The 18,864-nt window shown below is 50.4% G+C and carries 13 protein-coding genes; 3 read left to right on the top strand and 10 right to left on the bottom strand.

What is annotated here, in order from left to right:
* Nucleotides 1–86: 86 nt before the first annotated feature.
* Nucleotides 87–260, top strand: coding sequence for a hypothetical protein (locus tag HCG48_RS15530; RefSeq protein WP_168569969.1), 174 nt, complete (start codon nucleotides 87–89; stop codon nucleotides 258–260).
* 126 nt (nucleotides 261–386) lie between these two features.
* Nucleotides 387–1,910 carry a WD40 repeat domain-containing protein gene (locus tag HCG48_RS15525; protein WP_168569968.1) on the top strand — a complete coding sequence of 508 codons (1,524 nt, stop codon included), beginning with the start codon at nucleotides 387–389 and terminating at the stop codon, nucleotides 1,908–1,910.
* A 46-nt stretch (nucleotides 1,911–1,956) separates the two neighbouring features.
* Here the strand turns inward: HCG48_RS15525 and HCG48_RS15520 are convergent, their stop codons facing one another.
* The 4 genes from HCG48_RS15520 to HCG48_RS15505 all read right to left on the bottom strand — a co-directional run bounded on the left by HCG48_RS15520 (nucleotide 1,957) and on the right by HCG48_RS15505 (nucleotide 8,621).
* Entirely contained in the window at nucleotides 1,957–2,763 is an 807-nt protein-coding gene (locus HCG48_RS15520) for a TPM domain-containing protein (RefSeq protein WP_168569967.1), read from the bottom strand.
* Nucleotides 2,764–3,035: 272 nt separating this feature from the next.
* Nucleotides 3,036–5,615: a CHAT domain-containing protein gene (locus HCG48_RS15515; RefSeq protein ID WP_168569966.1), complete on the bottom strand. Its 2,580-nt coding sequence runs from the start codon at nucleotides 5,613–5,615 to the stop codon at nucleotides 3,036–3,038.
* An 84-nt stretch (nucleotides 5,616–5,699) separates the two neighbouring features.
* A complete protein-coding gene (locus HCG48_RS15510) occupies nucleotides 5,700–6,515 on the bottom strand; it encodes a DUF928 domain-containing protein (protein WP_168569965.1) in 816 nt (271 codons plus the stop codon).
* A gap of 180 nt (nucleotides 6,516–6,695) precedes the next feature.
* The gene (locus HCG48_RS15505) at nucleotides 6,696–8,621 is read right to left on the bottom strand and encodes a CHASE2 domain-containing protein (RefSeq protein WP_246259575.1); all 1,926 of its coding nucleotides are present in this window, start codon (nucleotides 8,619–8,621) and stop codon (nucleotides 6,696–6,698) included.
* 167 nt (nucleotides 8,622–8,788) lie between these two features.
* On the opposite strand from HCG48_RS15505, the gene HCG48_RS15500 reads away from it, so the two are divergent.
* Complete coding sequence (locus HCG48_RS15500; protein ID WP_168569964.1) at nucleotides 8,789–9,703, top strand: glycosyltransferase family 2 protein; 915 nt, start codon at nucleotides 8,789–8,791, stop codon at nucleotides 9,701–9,703.
* A 96-nt stretch (nucleotides 9,704–9,799) separates the two neighbouring features.
* Here the strand turns inward: HCG48_RS15500 and HCG48_RS15495 are convergent, their stop codons facing one another.
* The 6 genes from HCG48_RS15495 to HCG48_RS15470 all read right to left on the bottom strand — a co-directional run bounded on the left by HCG48_RS15495 (nucleotide 9,800) and on the right by HCG48_RS15470 (nucleotide 18,733).
* Nucleotides 9,800–11,440 carry an ArnT family glycosyltransferase gene (locus tag HCG48_RS15495; RefSeq protein WP_168569963.1) on the bottom strand — a complete coding sequence of 547 codons (1,641 nt, stop codon included), beginning with the start codon at nucleotides 11,438–11,440 and terminating at the stop codon, nucleotides 9,800–9,802.
* Nucleotides 11,441–11,458: 18 nt separating this feature from the next.
* Nucleotides 11,459–12,166, bottom strand: coding sequence for a DUF8692 domain-containing protein (locus HCG48_RS15490; protein WP_168569962.1), 708 nt, complete (start codon nucleotides 12,164–12,166; stop codon nucleotides 11,459–11,461).
* On the bottom strand, nucleotides 12,166–13,929 hold the full coding sequence (locus HCG48_RS15485) for a hypothetical protein (RefSeq protein ID WP_246259574.1): 1,764 nt from the start codon (nucleotides 13,927–13,929) through the stop codon (nucleotides 12,166–12,168). Before HCG48_RS15485 ends, HCG48_RS15490 begins: the two co-directional genes overlap by 1 nt.
* 104 nt (nucleotides 13,930–14,033) lie before the next feature.
* The gene (locus HCG48_RS15480) at nucleotides 14,034–15,782 is read right to left on the bottom strand and encodes a glycosyltransferase family 39 protein (RefSeq protein WP_168569961.1); all 1,749 of its coding nucleotides are present in this window, start codon (nucleotides 15,780–15,782) and stop codon (nucleotides 14,034–14,036) included.
* A gap of 55 nt (nucleotides 15,783–15,837) precedes the next feature.
* Entirely contained in the window at nucleotides 15,838–16,785 is a 948-nt protein-coding gene (locus tag HCG48_RS15475; protein WP_168569960.1) for a lysylphosphatidylglycerol synthase transmembrane domain-containing protein, read from the bottom strand.
* Nucleotides 16,786–17,200: 415 nt separating this feature from the next.
* Nucleotides 17,201–18,733 carry a pentapeptide repeat-containing protein gene (locus HCG48_RS15470; RefSeq protein ID WP_168569959.1) on the bottom strand — a complete coding sequence of 511 codons (1,533 nt, stop codon included), beginning with the start codon at nucleotides 18,731–18,733 and terminating at the stop codon, nucleotides 17,201–17,203.
* Between the last annotated feature and the right edge of the window lie 131 nt (nucleotides 18,734–18,864).

Below are 18,864 nucleotides of genomic sequence, written 5' to 3'. Positions count from 1 at the left end.
TTGAACGGCAAGCGATCGGCGCGATCTCCCTCATTTTTGCCGCTAAAAGATAAGATTCCCGAAGTTGCTCTACAATTATCGCAAAAATGTCCGATCCTGTCAGCACTCCGTCTCTTGAGAGCGGGGTGCTGACTTTGGTAGGGTCGCGGTTGACGCCGCCACCGCCTCCGGAGATTCACGAAATGGTCGAATGGTTGCGAACGTCGGTAGGGGCGGTTCGCGAACCGCCTCTACCGGGCCGCCTGCATTGGAGGATATAGAGTCGCAACGACGAAGAGCTTAGAGATTGAACTTTCGCCAAGGGCGATCGCGATCGGGGCGCGGCTCGCGCGCCTTTTTTTTGAGCGATCTGTGTAAAAATCTTGGGAGGACAACCCACCTCAAACATGGACTGGACAAGACCCCTGAAAGCACAACAACAAGATTTTCTCGCCCGGGTCAAGGACAATTGGGCGAACTTGATTTGTTGTGAATTGCCCGGTGTGTACAGCGAACTCGCGATCATTCGGGGTCGGCGATTGAAAAATATTCACGCCCGTTGTCGTCGAATGGTTCTCAAAGCCGAGCAGTTTGCCCCGGTGCGCGAATTATGTTTGCAATATTTGCCGGAACAGTTGGCTCAAGAGGCGATCGCCCAGAGTCTGGGAGAGGATCTAATTCCGTTAGAAGATGCGGAAAATCTCAAAATTGACGGGACGGTACCCTTCGCCGTGGCGGCCCACCGCTCCACTCGGGCGCTGGTCAAAGTAGCGCGCGGCTCCCTAGAGTCCCTCTCCTGGTCAGTTTCAGCCGAAGAGATCCGCGAGAACGTGGCGATCGCCTGTGCCTGGATCCTCGAACTGCCGGAAGAATCGCGGGAAGAATATCGGGCGATTCTGATGGGCTTCGTGCCGACGGATGGGCTCGCCGAGGACTCGTCCGCGCTCCATCCCGGGGATTTACTCTATGGGGGCGGTCTGCGGAGTTATTTGGCGTCGGTCGCCTCCGAGCGGGCGTCTTGGGAGTGGATGCGCGCCCTCACCGGGGCGTCGAGTTCGGTCTACCCGTTTGCGGTGGCGGCGGACGGGCGATCGGTGGCGACGAGCGGTTACGACGGCACGATCAAGCTCTGGAACTTGGAGGATCCCGAGTTATGCGAGGCGCTCCACGGCGAGTCTCTCTCGTTCTATCCCCTCTCGACCGGGGGCGGCGGACAACCCCTGGCGAGTGGCAGTACGGAAAAGAAACTGGACGAAGTTCGAGGGGGAACGGGCCGTTTACTTCATACCTTGAAAGGTCATACGAGTGGGGTGAGTTCCCTGGCGATCGCCAAAGATGGCAGTTTGCTCGTCAGTGGGGGCTACGACGGCACGATCAATCTCTGGAAGCTCGATAGTGGCGAGTTGCTGCACAGTTTGGCCGCCCATACGGGAACGGTGCGCCCGGTGGTGTTCAGTCCGGACTCGGCATTGCTCGCCAGTGGCAGTATTGATAAAACCCTGAAGTTGTGGGACGTGGGCAGTGGGCGCTTAATCCGGACGTTCGAGACCCACTCGGATCCGGTGATTTCTTGCGCGATCGCCCGCGACGGTCGCTCTCTGGTCTGCGGCACCCAAGATGGCACGATCGACATTTGGAATTTGGAAACCGGGGAATCGATCCGCACCATTACCGGACATTCGGGGATCGTGCGCTCGCTGGCGATCGCCGCCGACGGCGAAACCCTCGCCAGTGGCAGTACGGAACGGACGATCAAGTTATGGAATCTGCACACCGGGGAGTTGATCGAAACCCTCACGGGACATCCGGATCCGGTGATTGCCTTTTCTTTGCGTAGCGACAGTATGGCCGACGCCCCGGGGGTCGGCCCGACCCTCGATTTAAGTGTGTTCCGCCACCAACAACCGGGATGGGACGATCGCACTCAGTAGTGAGGGAGGCTAAGGGAGAAGCGATCGCCTCTGCCGAAGTCCCCGTTTACGTTTCGGAAGGGGATTTGCGATCGATAACCGGAGTCAGATACGCCACTACGGCCCCGAGTAAAAAGCCGAGGACATTTCGCAAAAGCGGCAGCCAATCGGAGGTACGGCTCACGACCGGACCGATCCCGAAGGCGACGAACAAAATCCCCCATAAGGGTGAAAACATTAAGGCCCACTGCCACGAAAAGTTTTGGCGATCCTTGCGCGGGTGAGCGGCAAATCCGAGAACCACACCGCCAAGGGTTGAGGTGACTAAGGTTAAAATCCACTGTTCGCGCGGCAGTCCGGGTACGACGCGGCAACCGCCGTCACGCAAACAGCCCTCAATGGCGTTTAACGAGTTGAGAATCGAGCCATCTTCTCCGTGGTCGCGCACGAAGAATTGATTGCCGTAACGGGTTTGCAATTCTACCCAAAAGGTACGCGGTAGCAAGGCGTAAACCTCATTGCCGACGTTGAAATTGAGCAGGTTGCCGCCGCGAGGATCGGCGACGAGTAAGATGCTTTTGTCGTCGAGGTTCCAAAACTCTCGCACGGCCCGACCGGGAGTGCGATCGTATTGAGTCAACACTCTGAGCTTCCACCCGGTTTCGCTTTCAAAATTCTCCAGTTCGGTACTGAGGTTTTCTTGCTGAATGCTGGTCAGGGATTTGGCCAAGTCGATAATCGGTGTTGGCGTCGTCGGCAGCAAGTCCGGATTGTCGTAAGCACGGGCGGCGTGCGGCGCGATCGCCCACGTGCAAATCGCCAGGAAGAAGACGGCAAGAGTTTTGAGAAGAGAATGACGAAACTGCTGTTGCATGGGTCGCTCTATCTAGTTGTCGGGGGTTTCAAGTCGGTCGGCGCGATCGGAATCGACGCTGGGATTTTCCCTTAATTTATAAGTTAATAAATTTTTACACTTTTTAACCTTGCATTAATATTACGCACCGAGGGTTAACGGCGTCAATGAGCGATCGCGGGTCGCGTCGGGAGTCGGGAATCGGGGGTGAACCCTCCTCCGTCGAGAACCTTTCCCGTTCTGAGGACTTCCCGATTCGCGACCCTCTCGATCTAAACTCCAAACTCTAATCTCTAATCCGCCGCCCCAATTAACGTAAACGCCGCCCAGTGAAAGGGGTGGGCGTACTGCTCTCGATCCATCGTCACTAACATCGCCTGTCGTAAGGCGTGGGCTTTATCTCCGGTGCGATCGAACTCCCGGTAAAACTCCCGCATTAAAAACGCGGTGGAATCGTCGCGAACGGACCATAAGGAGACTAAAACACTGCGACTCCCCGCACTGAGGAACGATCGCGACAAGCCGACTACGCCATCCCCGGTAATCTCCCCCAATCCGGTCTCGCAAGCGGACAGCACTACTAAATCCGCCTTGAGGTCTAACTCGAAAATTTCCTCGGCGGTCAGCAAGCCGTCGTTATCGCTATCCGGGGTTACCGCGATCGCGCTATCCATCGCGTGACGGTCGTCAATCAGTCCGTGAGTCGCCAGGTGAATGACCCGCGCCTGGGTCATCCGTTGTTTGAGCAGCGCTTCGGTGGCTTTCTCGCCGACTAAAGCCAAGGTTTTAACAATTTTGGCAATTTCGATCGCCTCCGCTTGGGCGTAAGGGAGCGCCCGCAAGGGTTCTAGCTGATTCCTTTCTAGAGAGTAAACCGGGGGCATTTTCGGGTTACCCACGACTAAAAATTCCCCCTCGCCGGACTCGGATGAGGAGGGGGGCGATCGCCGTTCGGTCAGTTGCAGCACTTGAATCGAAGGAGCGCTTAACAGGGTGTAGCGTTCGATTAAATAGCGGTCGCGATCGTCGATTAACGCCGGAAAGGGCACCAAAAATAAGGAAGCGTCGGGAATAAACACGATCCGCGCGTCGGGATTGTCCGGTAACAGATCTTCGATCGGTTTGATGAGGAGGTTGTAAAGTTCTTTTAACTTTTCGCGCTCTTCTTCGATCTCTTCTACCGCATTCGCTTGTTCTTGCGCGGCACTTTGGTTGAAGTTGAGGGCCGCTCGCGTGCCGCGCACGGCATTCGCAAAGGCGATCTCGTTTTCGTTGAGAATGACACCTCCGGCAGCACTGACCCGTCCTTGTTCGGCAAGGTTTTGCAGTTGTTCCGGGGAAAATTTCACCGTTCGCAGATGGACGTTACCTTCCGGGGTGACGACCCAAATTAATAATCCGGCATCGACAATCGAATATTCGACGAGGGTCGCCTGGCGATCGCGTGCCACTTGTGTGATATCGGCGATCGTCGGCGGATCTAACTCGATTTCGGCGGTCGAATTCGGGTTGCGACGTTGGGCTAATAACTCGACAAACGCGCGCGCCCGTCCGCGTTCGGAGACTTCTAAGGCTTCTTCGGCCCGACCGACCAGAACCAGCGCCTGTTGCAGGAGGTCGTAGGAGTCGCCAAAAGTATCGAGTAAGGTGATTTTATTCTCGTTGCTGACTCCGGGAACTAGGGACTCGAAGACTTCAATCCCCTGACGCAGTAACGGGATCGCCTCTTGACTGCGACCGTCGTATAACAGGGCGCCACCCAAGCTCATCAGGGCGTTGGCTTCCGCGCGGCGATCGCCCAATTCGCGCACGAGGGCGAGTTGTTCTCGGGCGTAGTTCGTCGCTTCGCTATAGTTCGCCGATCGCAGGTGAGCTTGGGCGAGATTGCCGAGGGAATTGGCTTCCCCGGCGCGATCGCCGATCTGGCGCGTGAGGCTCAAAACCTCGTTAAACCGAGCGATCGCCCCGCCGTAATCTTCGCGAAGGAAGTCAACGATGCCGATGTTTCCCAAAGCATTTTTGGCACCGCGCGGATCGCCGATCTCGCGGGCGATCGCTAACTGTCGTTCGTTATACTCGATGGCGCTATTATATTGTTGCTTGTAGATATAAATTATCCCGAGATTGCCGAGGGCGTTGGCCTCTTGCTGGCGATTGCCGATCTCGCGGGCGATCTCCAATTGTGCCTCGGTATATTCGATGGCGCGATCGTAATTGCCGATCGCCCGATAGGCGACCCCGAGATTGCCCAAGCCATTGGATTGATTTAACTTGTTGCCATCTTCGCGGCTCATTTCCAAACTTTTATGGATATATTCGATCGCCTTACCGTATTGCGATCGAGATAAATAAATCAATCCCAAGTTTCCGATCGCACTGCGTTCCCCCGCCCGATCGTCGAGTTCTCGGGAGAGTTCTAACAGTTTTTCGCTGACTTCAATCGCCCGAGGAAAATCGCCGAGGTAAATATAAATCACCGAAAAATTGCCCCAGGCGTTCGATTCTCCCTGGCGATCGCCCAATTCCCGGGCGAGGGCTAACTGTCGCTCGGCGAACTCCAGGGCTTTTCGATACTCGCCGAAGTACGGGTAAATCATACCCAAAAACCCTACCGCTTGCAGTTCTCCCCGGCGATCGCCTTCGGCCCGATACACGCTTAAGGCCCGTTCCCAGGTCGCCGCCGCTTCGCGAAACTGACTGTTTTTAAACTGCTGGCGTCCTTGTTCCAGGAGGCGATCGCCCCGGGCGTCGTCTTCGCTAGCTCCTTGAGCCAGGGTGACGATGGGATTAGGTGAGAGCGACGCGAACGGGCGATCGGTGGTTCCCGAAAGACCGAAGGCTAGCAGAAGTGAGAGAGATACGGAAAAGCTCATAACGCTCGAACCGTTGAGATGGACACGGGGAAAGGTGCCACCGATGGGCCGTTCCCCTTCTTCCCGTGATAACTCATCTTCAGCTTAAGGTTGCACTAACGGTTCGTTGGCGTACTCTTCGAGTCCCAACTCTTGTAAGAGGGACGTCCAGCGATCGCGCAAACTGCGGTCATTCGGGTTTTCGCGGCGCAGGTCGGCTAAGGCAATCAGGGCATCGGTCCAGTTTTCCTCCTCCAGGAAGCGGGCGAGGCGATCGCTCGCCGAAGCTGCCATCATTTCCCCTTGCGATCCCTCACTCGACATCATCCGTTCGATCGTTCCTTGAATGAAGATATTCCCCGAGGGTTCGTTGGGATTGCACAATAAGGAAAAAGACCAAGTATACTCGGATCCCACTTCCAATGTCGGCGACAGCAGAGAAGCGGGGATAGTGACCCGAATCGTGCTACCTGCATCGAAAACGTCGAAAGTGGTCTTGTAAATTTCTTGATACCTATCGTCCGTGAGAACAAATTCGGCTTTGGGCGCGCTGGTTTCTGGAAGGTAGAAGAAGAACGTCGGATAGATAGCACTGGTGGTAATGCGGTTGCGATCGCCGACGGGTTGCACGATCGCCAAGGCTTTATCTTCTTCCAGACATCCATTGGCGCTGCGGGTTGCGCCCGGTTCTCGTCCTCCCGGGGCGTTGTCAATTTCGGGAAGGGGCGCGCGGTTGCCTCCCGGTTCTCGTCCTCCCGGACGGTCGTTCACTCTGGGGGTAGGCGAATCGGCGATCGTGATTTCGGAGGCTGTCGCCAGATTCCCCATCGGCGCGATCGCGACGACTAAGAGGGTGGCGATCGCTAACGCCGAGGTCGGCGATCGAAAAATTATGGAGTTTTGAAAATGTTTAACTGGCATGGCACTAAAAAATATTTTGACTGAAAATTATAACGAAACATTTAATCTAATTTCTTTAATTGTAACCGATCCTGAGAGTCCTTCTCGATCGCGCGATCGATACAGCCTTTTCCTCTGCTATCCAAGACATTTAGATCTCCCTAAATGTACCGCCGAACGGCGAAAATGTAAAATTCTTTTCTACTTTCGCAACTTACCCAAAACGCGATAAACTTCCACCGAATGTTGTTTACCTTTGAGTTGCAACGGCCCCCAGAATTCGACTTCAAATTCTCCGTAAACGTGAATCAAGGTTTGGCGGGCGATTAAAATCCGACAATTATCGATTTGACGGTCTTTTTCGCAACTTTCCAAACGAGAAGCAATGTTGACACTATCGCCGATGACGCCATATTCCAGCCGTTCTTTCCCGCCCAAACTGCCAGCCATTACAGATCCGGTGTAAATTCCGATGCGAATTTGAATTACGGGTAAACCGCGCTTGGCCCAGTTGTCATTGAGTTCGCGGAGGCGATCGCGCATCGCCAACGCGCAAGATACGGCATTGCGGGCATCTTCTGAGGTATTGTAATGGGATAAAGGAAGGCCAAAAACCGCCATCAAGGCATCGCCAATAAACTTATTAACAATCCCGTGATGGGTCGTGACTTCTCGAGTCATTGCTTGCAAATATTCATTGAGCCAACTCATGAGAAGATCGGTAGAAGTCTGCTCGGAAATCGTCGTAAAATTGTGAATGTCGCTAAACAATACAGTAGCAGTTAATGTCCTTCCGGGAATCATTCCAGATTCGAGTAGACTGTCGCGTTGTTGCCAAAGAGCTCGGGCAATTTCTGGCGAAGTTTGTTGACCGAGTAAGCGCATGACCATCGATTGTTGTTGTCGGGCTTTTTGGAGTTCGTAAGTGACGATCGCCGCCGATACGAGCAACAATCCTAAGCCGGGCGTGGCTATGGGAATCCAGCCGCCGTGGAGGAAGAATTGATAGGAAATTAGCGCCAAAGCGGACAAACTCACGACCGTACAAACGGCCAGCATTGCCGGATGATTGAGCCGCATTCCGATACAAACTCCCAGGCCCTCCCAAGTGAGAATCCAAAGGGTTTCTAACCATGCGGGCCAAAACCAGAAAGTGGGGCGATCGTCGATCGCCGCAGTCAAAAACTGACTGACCATTTGGGTGTGAATCAACACCCCCGGCATTTTGCGATTGCCCTCGGCGACTTCACTGTAGGGGGTAAAAAAAGTGTCTTTTAAACTCGGGGCCGTGGTTCCGATCGCCACCAGTTTATCCTCGACCCACGCAGGATCGTAGCGTCCGTCGAGTAGATCGCCGAGAGTGACCCGGCGGGCGGGATCGCGCGATCGGTAGTGGAGGAGAATTTGGTAGCCTCCCGCATCGATCGCTTGATAGCCGCCAGAATCGGGCTTGAGTTGGGTAAAAATAGCGTTGCCCAGGTGATAGTTATTATCTGCCGCGATTTTCGGGGTCAGACCGCGATCGTCCAACTCGAACAGGGCCAGACTCAAAGAGAGGGATTGGAAAATCCGGTCCTCCTCAGGGAGAAACATTAAATTGCGACGGACGACCCCATCGGGATCGGTGAGCAGATCGCTAAAGGCGACCTGAGATTCTGCTAACGTCGGCGGTGGCGGAATGCGTTCGATGTTGCTATTGCCGAAATAGGTAATACCGATGACGTTAGGCTGTTGCAATTGGGCGACCAATTCCTCATAACCGGGAGGATTGGGAAGATCGCGAAAAATATCGAGAGCGATCGCCTTGGGATGATGTTTTTGGAGTTCTTGCAAAGCGTGGGCGTAAATGCGATCGCTCAACGGCCATTTTTGAAAACGTTGCAAGTCAGACTCGGTAATTTCGACCACCAACAGGCGCGGGTCCGGGCCGGGATCGGGCTGCATCTGCACCATGCGATCGAACACCGCCAGTTCTAAGCTTTGGGTCCATCCCCAAGTTTGCGCCAGCAGTAAGCCCGCAATTAACACGGCGATCGCCACCGCCATCAAGATCCGCGTCGCCGTCAGCGACTGGCGCACGGCGTGCAGCCGATCTCGAAGCTCTCGCGTAAAAAACTTGGTAAACAAGGACGTGTGGCGTTACGGCGCGGGATTGGACCACCAATAGTGTATCTATTGGGTTCCTATTTTAGCGATCGTCACGATAAAAAATTGCGCCGACTGCGCCCCCAAACCGACGTGATAGAATCGATTTTCCGCAACTGTTCTGCTAAAATGCTTGTTTTGCAAGCCCTATGGACTCTATCGAACGAGATCGCGGCGAAAATCTGCCATTTTCGGTGATTATTCCGGTTTATAACGAAGAACTGGCGATCGCCCATACCCTCGACGAATTAGAACAAATCCTCGATCGCGCCGGATCGACTTACGAAATTTTGGCGATCGACGACGGTTCCAGCGACGCCACCGCCGCCATTTTACAACAGTGGCAGCAGCGCGATCGCCCTCGTCCCAGCCCTCACCTGCGCGTCTACCACCACTCCAACAACTTAGGCTACGGCGCCGCCCTCAAAACAGGCATCCGTCACGCCAAACATCCCTTAATCGCCATTACCGACGCCGACGGAACCTATCCGAGCGATCGTATTCCCCACCTCGTCGCCCTCACTCGCGACGCCGACATGGTCATCGGCGCCCGCATCGGCGCCAACGTCCGCTATTCCAACCTCCGCAAAATCCCCAAATGGTTTCTCGTCCGCTTCGCCGAATGGGTCACCCGATGTCGCATCCCCGACCTCAACAGTGGCTTGCGCGTCTTTCGCAAAGATATCGCCGAACAGTTTCTCAACATTCTCCCGGACGGTTTCAGTTTCACCACCACGATCGCGATCGCCATGTTGACGAATCATTATATTGTCGATTACGAACCGATCGACTATCACCCCCGCATTGGCAAAAGTAAAATTCAACCGATTCGCGATACTCTACGTTTCTTACAAATTATTCTCAGAACCGGGGTTTATTTTGCTCCTTTGCGTGTATTTTTACCCGTTGCAGGGGTCTTTTTTTCGGGGTTTTTAATTACTCTGTTTCAAGATCTTTTTATCCGTCAAGATTTAACTGAAAGAACTTTAATTTTACTAGTCACTTCTACTCAATTAGGGATGTTTGCCCTCCTTGCAGATATGATTGACAAGCGCAGTCGGTAAAAGGATTTTAGATTTTAGATGTTGAATTGTTAGATTGAATGATTGTTAGGGGGCGGGCATTCTGCCCGCATCAAAATGTTTTAAAATTTAGGCTTCTTATTCCCGAACTTTTTGAAAAATAGTAATTTCCGGATCGATTTTATCGAAATTTGAGTAAATATAGCGATCGTCTACATTGCGATATTCCAATTCTTGGCGATTGAAAAAATACCATTGCGGTCGATATTGATATCTAAATTGCAGACGATAAGGTAATTTACGATCTTGCAGTTCGGCAAAAAACTGATATTCCGGCGTCCCACTTTCAAACCGACGAATATCGTAAGCACTCGTTAAAACAATATAGTCCGGATCGAGGTTAGTCACTGTTTCTAGGGTGGGTTCGGTGATGACTTGGGAACGATAAGGTTCCAGTCTGGGTAAATATTTGCGATCGCCCGCCCCCAAAACCAGTGCATTCGCTTCAATATTTTCATTCATCCAGGTTTCTACCCGATAACGGGAGTCATTGACCATCAAAATATTGAGTGTAAACGAATAAGAAAAACTGTAAATAAAAATAGCAATAATGGCTAACGCTTTAACTGCGAGATAAGGCGATCGCCTTCCCAAAAATTCTGCAATAAATTTACCGCCACACAGAGATAGAATTAACAAAATGGGCATTAAATAACGAATATTACTATACCAAACAATGCAAATATAAAAAAGATAGTAAGAAACGAGGGGAACCAGTAAAAAAGCGAATAAACGATACTTTCTTATCTTAGAAACAACTTTGAGGAAACCCAAAATCGAAATAAAATACAATCCCCATCCCAGAGAAAAGCGCAAATGGATCAAACTTTGGCGAAACATTTTTAATTGTCCCCAGAGATTCTGTTCGTATCGGGGGCGAATTTGAGCACTACCGGAGGTAATTAAGTTAACATGCTTGAAAAAACCCTCCAAATTAAAAATAAGATTATGCAAGAGAAAAAATACGCCGAATCCGACCCACAGCGAATAAACAATTTTTCGATCTAAAAGTGCGTCTTTAAAACGAATATCGGGATCGACTTGTTTTAAATAACGATAGTGTTGCCAAATAATAACTAGAGGCGTGAGTAGGTAAAAAGCATAGGCTTGATCTTTTGTAGCAACAGCGATCGCCGCCATCAGAGAAAAGAGGAGATAATCTCGTAATTGTTGTCGTTCTAGAATTCTTAAATAGAAGAATAACGACAGGGAAAACCAAAATAAATACGGAATATCGAGATTGAGAGTTTTTGAATAGTAAACAAACGGACAACTGACGATTATAATTAGTAAAGAAAAGAGGGCAGAAGCGCGATCGAAAACCTTCGACGCCAAGAAGTATAACACCAGCAGCAAGCCGACAGAGATGAGCAAAGTCAGACCGCGACCGAGATAAAATAAAATCGTATAAATTTCACTGCTGTAAATGTCAACTATCTGGAATTGATGCAGAATCCAGAAAGGAGAATAGAGAAGGGCTAAAATATAGAAGTGAAAGGGTGGGTATTTGTAATACCACCCATTGGAAAAACCTTTTTCTAATCCCTCTAAAACTCGTAAGGGAATGAGTTCGTCTGGGGCCCAGCCGATCGTACTCGGTAATCCCCAATTAATGCCGATAATATTAATAATTAAGCTGACGCCTACGATCGCACTCAAAGCGATCGCAATTTTGAGGCGATCGGGATTATTTGTAGAATTAAAAGGATTTTGATTCAAGGCGATCGCCCTCCAGATTTAGTTATTTTCGAGTTTGCTAATGCTCGAAATTTTAGCAATTTGCAAACAGTAGTAACTCACCGATAAAAAGATGCCTTCAGCACCAATTTTAAAGCATTCTTCAATAGTTCCCACCCATTCGTTGACGGTTTCACTAGCAATAATATCATTTTGATTGGTGATAGCATCGAGAATCACCATCGCGATCGCCGTATAAATTCCTAATTTTAATAATTTCCACACTTGTCGGAATTGTTTTAATTCGCGCTTATTTTTATAAAGAACAAATCCCATCACAGCCCCATACAGTAAAATAACTAGATCGTCGAGGCGATCGCTCAAATGGCTTTGGTCGATGTTCAATAATTCATGAATCCATAGGTCGATCGATTCGTGGATTTCTTGGAGTTCGTCAAGCCCGAGAAACCAGAAACAAGTAGCGATAAAAAACCAAATCCAGGGGGAAGCATGGGGGATTTTTCGAGAGTAGCGATCGCGGAAACGAATTGCGCCAACGATCGCGGCGATCGCCCCGATCGCCGCCAATTGTCCCGCCGAAAACCAGGTGATCGGTTCTCCTTCTTCCATAAAATGGGTCGGTTCCAACCCGGAAAATACTGCTAGAAGAATCGCCAAACTCAAAGCCAAACAATCGACAGTGATAATCAGTAAGAAAGGAATAATATTGAGCTTATTATCGCTAAATATTCGATGATAATAAAACATTAATCTTGCAATTGTTCTACTAAACAAGAAGCTTCTAAAACCGCAAAGCGTCCAGTTTCAAAAACCTGACACCGATCGCCGATGGGGGCGAGGGCGGGAACGATACCCTGTTGTAATTGGGCGATCGCTTTTTTTGCGATATCGTATTGCATCATCCACGGATCGCGATCGATGTACGGTGGAGTAAAGGTTCCTTCTTCGAGTAACCAGAAATCGATCGGGTAAGTTTGAAGAAATTCGCGCAAGCGATCGCGATCGGGGGTATAAGTAGCGGCGATCGTGTTGAGACTGCGTTCTCGAATCGGCATAAAATAACCCTTATGATAGGGAACCGCATATCCTTCGCCACCAATGAGGATCGATCGCGCACTAAATGAAGGAATATTATTCACTTCATCCGCTACAGAAGCGATTAAAATATCTTTCGGTTGTTGGGAAAAAAATTGATAAAGTTCGGGAAATTTGCCGATAACATATTCCGTTCGCGGAAAGCGTTTTAACCAAGTCGGTTCGAGTACCACCAATCCGATTAATACCGCCGCTAGAGTTAACGGAAGGATTTGAATTGGCGTCCGGCGTAATTTTTTCGCCCAAGAAAACGCCGCGTCGATGAGAACCGTCATCGCGATTCCGGCGGCGATCGCCGTGACCATTCTCAGGGTATGTTCCGTATAGCGACTCGGTAAATGCAAGCGGAATAAAAGGGCGTGAGAGAGAAAAAATAGAACTAAAGAGGAAATAATAATTTGCAGTAAAAATAAGCCGCGTTCTCGCAACTTTTGCAAACTGGAGAACCAGCGATCGCCCTGGGGACGCAACCCGCGATCGATCGCATCCAATAACAGAAATAGGGGCAAAAACCCGCCCGCTACAATCGGTAAAATAGTTCCAAAGCGGGGAACGATCCCGGTTCGCTGTCCGGTAAACCAAAATTCCTCGCGATTGTGGGTAAAAAATTCACTTTTTCCCCCGGTCCAAAACTCCGGAAACTCTTTTGCTTCCGTCGCCGAAATCACCGGACCGTAATCATTCGATTTCAATGCATACAGTAAAATCACCACGGACGTAACCGCCAAACCGATCGCCGCCACGCGATCGGTCGGTTTGTGGAGATTCACGGAGACTCCGCGAGGTGAAAAACCGACGATTTGCAAGCATAAAATCCCCCCAGCAATTAATACGCATTGGGGATAAAATAAACCCAAAAGGGCGAGAGTTACACAGGTAAAAATAAGTTGACGGCGAAACAGTGCATAGAGAAATCCTAAAAACAAAGGATAGACAAAAGCGGCGGGAGTCGCGGAAATTAGATCGTCACGCATCCATAAATAATGGTTGAGTAACGAAACACTCAAAAAGCTAGCTAAGGGAACGGGAAATAATTCTAAAGTCAGTAAAAAACAGTAGAAACTGGCGATCGCCCCTAAGATAGGCGGTAAGAGTTTGTGTAAAAAAATTGGGTCAATTCCCAATTTGGCAAAGATCCAATAAAATGCCGTATATCCGGCGGGGGCGACCGATTGAAAATAGTCCGCAATTAAATCGTTGGGAAATAACTGCGGATCGAGAAAACGCTGCATCCAAAAAACATGTTGGCGGGCGTCGTCTTGCACTACATATTCCGCCGATAATGCTTCTTTTAAGACCAACCAACCAAAACCAATGACAAAAATAGCCGTTAAATTCCACCAAAATAGAGTGGTTTTTCGAGAAACTTTATCGGTCGAACCTGTTAAAAATTGATGGACGCTAGAAATTGGCATATTAATTTAGTGAATTGAGTCAATTTTTAGGCGATGAATTCAATTTGTTGAGGCTTAACTCGGTTAGTTGAATCATAGAAAAGACAAAGGGAAGCGCAATTATATCATTCTAGAGATGGATTTCCAACAATACATCGTGCATCTAAAACGACAAAATCTCCCGATTCAAATACCCGACAGCGATCGATCGCCGCCGCTACAACTGGAACCTTAACAGTAGCTTCTGACGATCGCAAATCGGCGATCGCCTGTTGAGTTTGGGGTTGATATTGGTGTAACCATCCCTGGTTTTCCAAATACTCCGGTGAAAATGCCGATCGTTCGACCAACCAAAAATTAACACGATAGCGATCGATAAACTGTTTGACAACAGACAATTCCGGGGTATATTGTGCCTCAATTAAGTCACGAATTCGCTGGCTAAATTGACGATAATAGCCGAGATGATAGGGGATCGCATACTCGCGACCGACCAAAATCGAACGATGGGAAAATGTCGGTAAATTGTTCGCTTCTCCGGACAGGGAAGCGATCGCGATGTTTTTCGGTTGTTGTTGGAAAAAGCTATAGAGTTCCGGTAAACGACCGGGACGATAATTCGTTCTGGGAAAACTCGGCGTGTAGATCGGATAACCTAATAAGGCGATCGCCAATCCTATCGCCGCCATTCGACCCCATAACTGATGTTTTTCGACCTTAAGTTTTAAAGCAGCATCCCAGAGAATGGCGATAAAAATACCGGAGGCGATCGCCAGTAAAAAGCGCCAAGTATGTTCGATATAACGGTTCGGTAAATGTAATTTGAATAAAAATAAATGGGCGGCAACAAACATCCCTAAGGAAGAGCAACCCAAGCGTAAAAAAAGCCCTCGGATTTGAGGCTGAATTAAACCGACTAAAGGGAAGCGATCGCGCGATCGCCGCAACCTTGGCAGACAAAAGGGGAGAAAAACTCCCAACCAAATTAAGGGCGGTAATAAGGGCGGTAAAATGCCCGATCGCTCCCCAATCGTCCAAAATAAGAAAGCATTTTTATTAAAAAATTGAGCGCGTCCTTCCGCCCAAAATTCCGGCAAGTTCACCGCTTGACTCCCATCAATGACCGGACCGTAAACATTCGTTTTTAACGCATACGGTAACATGACCGCAAAGGCGATCGCCAATCCCCAGCCACAAAAACGATAAGTTTGCCAATTTTTGCAGAGTTTTAACGAACCTTTTTCAACTTCAATGACTTGTAATAGTAACAGTCCCGATGCAATAAAAACATATTGAGGATAAAATAAACCCAACAGGGCGATCGCCCCGCCAATCCCCAGCCACGATCGCTTTAAAAAGTAATACACAAAAGCAATAAAGATTGGATATAAAAATGCCCTAGGTGTCGCCGAAACAACATCAAAATTCATCCAAAAACTTTGGGCTAAGAGCAAACTACTGCTAAAGGCGGCGATCGCGACGGGAAACAGCAGTAAAGTACAATAAAAACAGTAAATTGTCGTTACCAGTGCGATCGCCACCGGCAATAATTTACTGAATAATAACGGATCGATTCCCCATCCGGCGGCTAGGCGATAAACCGTGGTGTATCCGCTAGGGGCGACGGTTTGAAAATAATCCGCAATTAAATCATTGGGAAATAAACTCGGATCGAGAAAACGCTGCATCCAAAATACATGTTGGCGGGCGTCATCTTGCACGACATAAGTGCTGTCAAAGGCTTTTTGTAATGCCATCAAGCTATAAGTTAAAGAAAAAACCACCGTCAATCCTAACCAAAACCGTTCTCGGGCTTTGGTCGGCGGTGAAGTTGACAGCAGATAGCGGCAAAATTCGATCGTAAATTCGATCATAAAAATGAAAAAAAGTCAATCACATTGACCGATTAAATTTAGGAACTTAAAAAAATCACGATTTTTTAAAATTGCGAACGGTTGCTAAATATTGACTGAGAAAAGGGAGTCCGGCGATCGCGGGGATGAAATAACGAGAGGTACATAATAAGCCCAAAGCTGCACCAGTGGCTTCGTTAAAATAGGGTTGATAAAACAAAATCAGGGCCGCGTCTCGGGTTCCGACTCCCGCAAAGGTGAGGGGCATTAATCCGGCTAAAATGGCTAGGGGGGACAGGGCTAAATTCGCCAGAAAGGGGGTCCAAGCTTTGAGGGCGAGGATAAAAAACCAAATTTGCAATAAATGACAAAACCACAGAAATATTGAGGTGAGGCAAATTTTCGCCAATTGGCGGCGATCGCTCCAGAAATATTCGTGCATTTCTCCCCAAGAAAAGCGCATTTTATCGAGTTTAACCCCGATCTTTTTAGGAGCAATTCGGCCAGTGAGATCGAAAAATAAATGAGCAAATTTGCGGGAACTGAGCAATAAAATGCCAAAAATAAAACTACTGCTGACAGCAACGGTCATCACCCAAAATAAAAAGTTTTTGTCGGGATACAAACACAAACCAAAAATACACCATAGCAGTAAAGAAAGTAGGTCGCAAGCTTTTTCAAAAACGACGAGAGATAGGGCTAGCGACCCGCTCAAATGACCGCGATCGCGCATAAAGTAAGCTTTTGCCAGATCCCCCATTTTAGAGGGCAAGACCATATTTAAGACGCTGGCGGCTAAGATCAGCCGATTGGCTTCGGCAAATCTCAATCGTACTCCCGAAGGGGTTAATTCTTGCAACCGCCAACTGGTAATCAACACTAAGGGGATTAACATGGCAAAACTGGCAATCGTCCAGCCACGATCGCTGTTTTCAAAAACGCGAATCAGTCCTAAAAAGTCAATTTTGGTATAAATAATCGTTAAAATAATTAAGCTGACGGCGATCGAAATTAATCGTTTCATGTTTAGAGGATTTTAGAGGGAAAAGCCGCTCGATAAGGCTCGATAAGGTCGATCGCAGTCCGAGGATTCGCGATCGCCGATCTGCGTACAAGTCGAAGCATATTTTATCGTTATTTTGGCCAAAAAATACGGGCGATCGCGCGATCGATAGCGGGAATATTCAGCCCGATCGAAGAAAAAGCGGGCGAACCTGAGAAGGCGTTAGGTTAGAATTAAACTAACGAGAATTTTCCCCGTCCACCTCTGCCCGTGCAGGGGTGTTTTTTCCGTCCGATTGGGGTCAGACCACTTGGGGGAAACAACCCCCTCGTCAGGATCGAAAACAGACGAGAAAATAGAAAAGACTGAAAGTGTTTGACTTAATACACCCCATTCCCTCCCATCCATCCCCTGGAGGGATTTTTTATAGGGATTTTCATTCAAATCTGCTGCCGTCGGGCAAGATCGCCCCATCCAAACGGGCGGCGGTTTCGCCGTCGCCGAAATAGGTGCCGTCGAGATTGGCCCCCGTCAGGTCGGCGCCCGTCAAGTCGGCGCCTTCTAAAGTGGCGCCGCTCAAATCGGCGTAAGTGAGATTGGCGCGACTGAGATTGAAGCCGGACAGGTCGAACCCGGCGAAATTTTGACGGCAGAGATTGGCGCTACTGAGGTTGACTTGGCGGAGATAAACGTTTCTGAAATCAATGCCTCGCAGGTCGGCAGCGATCAAGTTGGCGCCTTCGAGGTCGGCGCCGTCGAGATTGGCCCCGGCTAAGTTGGCCCCGGCTAAGTTGGCTTGTCTTAAATCGGCGTGACTTAAATCGGCTTCGCTGAGGTTGGCTTCGGCGAGGTCGCCTCCGGCAAAATTGGCCCCGGTGAGGCTGCTACCGACGAGGTTGACGCCGCGCAGGTCGATGGGGCTACCGGGTTGGCTGGGATAAACCCGGGCGAGATCGGCGGCTTCGAGGTTGACGCCAGGAAAGTTGCGTTCGCCTTGTTGGTAGCGGCGGACGAATTCCTGGGGGGCGACGGTGGCGGGTTGGGCGTTGGGAAAGGCGGCGGGAGTGATGCTCGATTCTGGCGGAATATTGGGAGTGTTGCCCCATTGGGGTAAATTTTGGCGGGGATCGCCGCCGATGCCGAAGTTGGTGGGAACGGGCCCGGGGGAGGGTGTGGTGCGGGCGATCGCCGTTTCCGAAGGCGCCGTGGTGGGACGGGTACCCGTTCGCGGTTCGAGTCCGGCAATTTGCTGCTGAATTTCGCTCACGGCGCGGGCGAGGGGTTGGAGGGCGTCGGCTAAATCCCCCACCGAGGGCCCGGGGGAACGGTCGGGGGTATCGCTGGCGCGTTCGAGACGTTGCAGCACTTGTGCCATTCCGCGACCGAGTTGGGCGATGCGATCGGTCAGGGTGGCGATCGCCTCCGGCAAATTTTGCAATTGTTCCCAGTTCGGTTCCGACGCGGGGGGCGTCTGAGGCGGTTGCGATTGCGGCGACTCTGCGGGGGGTTCCGGCGCCGAGGTGCCGATCGCGTCGAGGCGTTCGCGTAGGGTTCTCAGTTGCCGTTGTTGCTGCTGCATCGCCGCCACCAGACAGTCAAGTTCTTCGCGGTTCGACTCGTTCGCCGCCGGGGATTCGGAAGCGGGGGATTCGCGATCGAACCGATCGAGGCGATCGCCGAGGTGTTCGATCGATGCTCGTAGCTGTTGCATCTGTTCGAGATCGCCCTCCCATTGCGTTCGCAAGCGGGTCAAGCGTTCTTCTAACACGGCGATCGCGCTCATCGCACTCTGGCGGTCGGACTGTTGCGTTTGTTGGCGCCGGACGAGATTGAGGAAAATGCAAGCCGCTAAAGGCAAAGCCGCATAGAGGATCTGGCGATCGCCCACTCCCGCCACCGCACCGACGACGGCGAGGGTCAGACAGAGATATTCAGCGAGATCGAGCCACTCTAAGTTATTAAGTCTCATGGGAGGTTGGGAGGCAAAAGGCAAAAGGTAAAAGGCAAAAGGCAGGAAGCACGAGTGTCGAACCCGTGGCGCGGACAGGTTGCCCGCTTTCGGGAGGAAATCAGACCTCAGACCGGAAGCTTTACCCTCTC

The organism is Oxynema aestuarii AP17 (genome assembly GCF_012295525.1).
Lineage (GTDB): Bacteria > Cyanobacteriota > Cyanobacteriia > Cyanobacteriales > Laspinemataceae > Oxynema > Oxynema aestuarii.
The sequence above is the reverse complement of the archived record's forward strand: the minus strand, read 5'-3'. Positions and strand labels throughout refer to the sequence as shown.

Excerpts from the sequence above, each read along its gene's own strand:
- HCG48_RS15530 (WP_168569969.1), top strand. The coding sequence starts at position 87 with ATGTCCGATCCTGTCAGCACTCCGTCTCTTGAGAGCGGGGTGCTGACT.
- HCG48_RS15525 (WP_168569968.1), top strand. The coding sequence starts at position 387 with ATGGACTGGACAAGACCCCTGAAAGCACAACAACAAGATTTTCTCGCC.
- HCG48_RS15520 (WP_168569967.1), bottom strand. The coding sequence starts at position 2,763 with ATGCAACAGCAGTTTCGTCATTCTCTTCTCAAAACTCTTGCCGTCTTC.
- HCG48_RS15515 (WP_168569966.1), bottom strand. The coding sequence starts at position 5,615 with ATGAGCTTTTCCGTATCTCTCTCACTTCTGCTAGCCTTCGGTCTTTCG.
- HCG48_RS15510 (WP_168569965.1), bottom strand. The coding sequence starts at position 6,515 with ATGCCAGTTAAACATTTTCAAAACTCCATAATTTTTCGATCGCCGACC.
- HCG48_RS15500 (WP_168569964.1), top strand. The coding sequence starts at position 8,789 with ATGGACTCTATCGAACGAGATCGCGGCGAAAATCTGCCATTTTCGGTG.
- HCG48_RS15490 (WP_168569962.1), bottom strand. The coding sequence starts at position 12,166 with ATGTTTTATTATCATCGAATATTTAGCGATAATAAGCTCAATATTATT.
- HCG48_RS15485 (WP_246259574.1), bottom strand. The coding sequence starts at position 13,929 with ATGCCAATTTCTAGCGTCCATCAATTTTTAACAGGTTCGACCGATAAA.
- HCG48_RS15480 (WP_168569961.1), bottom strand. The coding sequence starts at position 15,782 with ATGATCGAATTTACGATCGAATTTTGCCGCTATCTGCTGTCAACTTCA.
- HCG48_RS15475 (WP_168569960.1), bottom strand. The coding sequence starts at position 16,785 with ATGAAACGATTAATTTCGATCGCCGTCAGCTTAATTATTTTAACGATT.
- HCG48_RS15470 (WP_168569959.1), bottom strand. The coding sequence starts at position 18,733 with ATGAGACTTAATAACTTAGAGTGGCTCGATCTCGCTGAATATCTCTGT.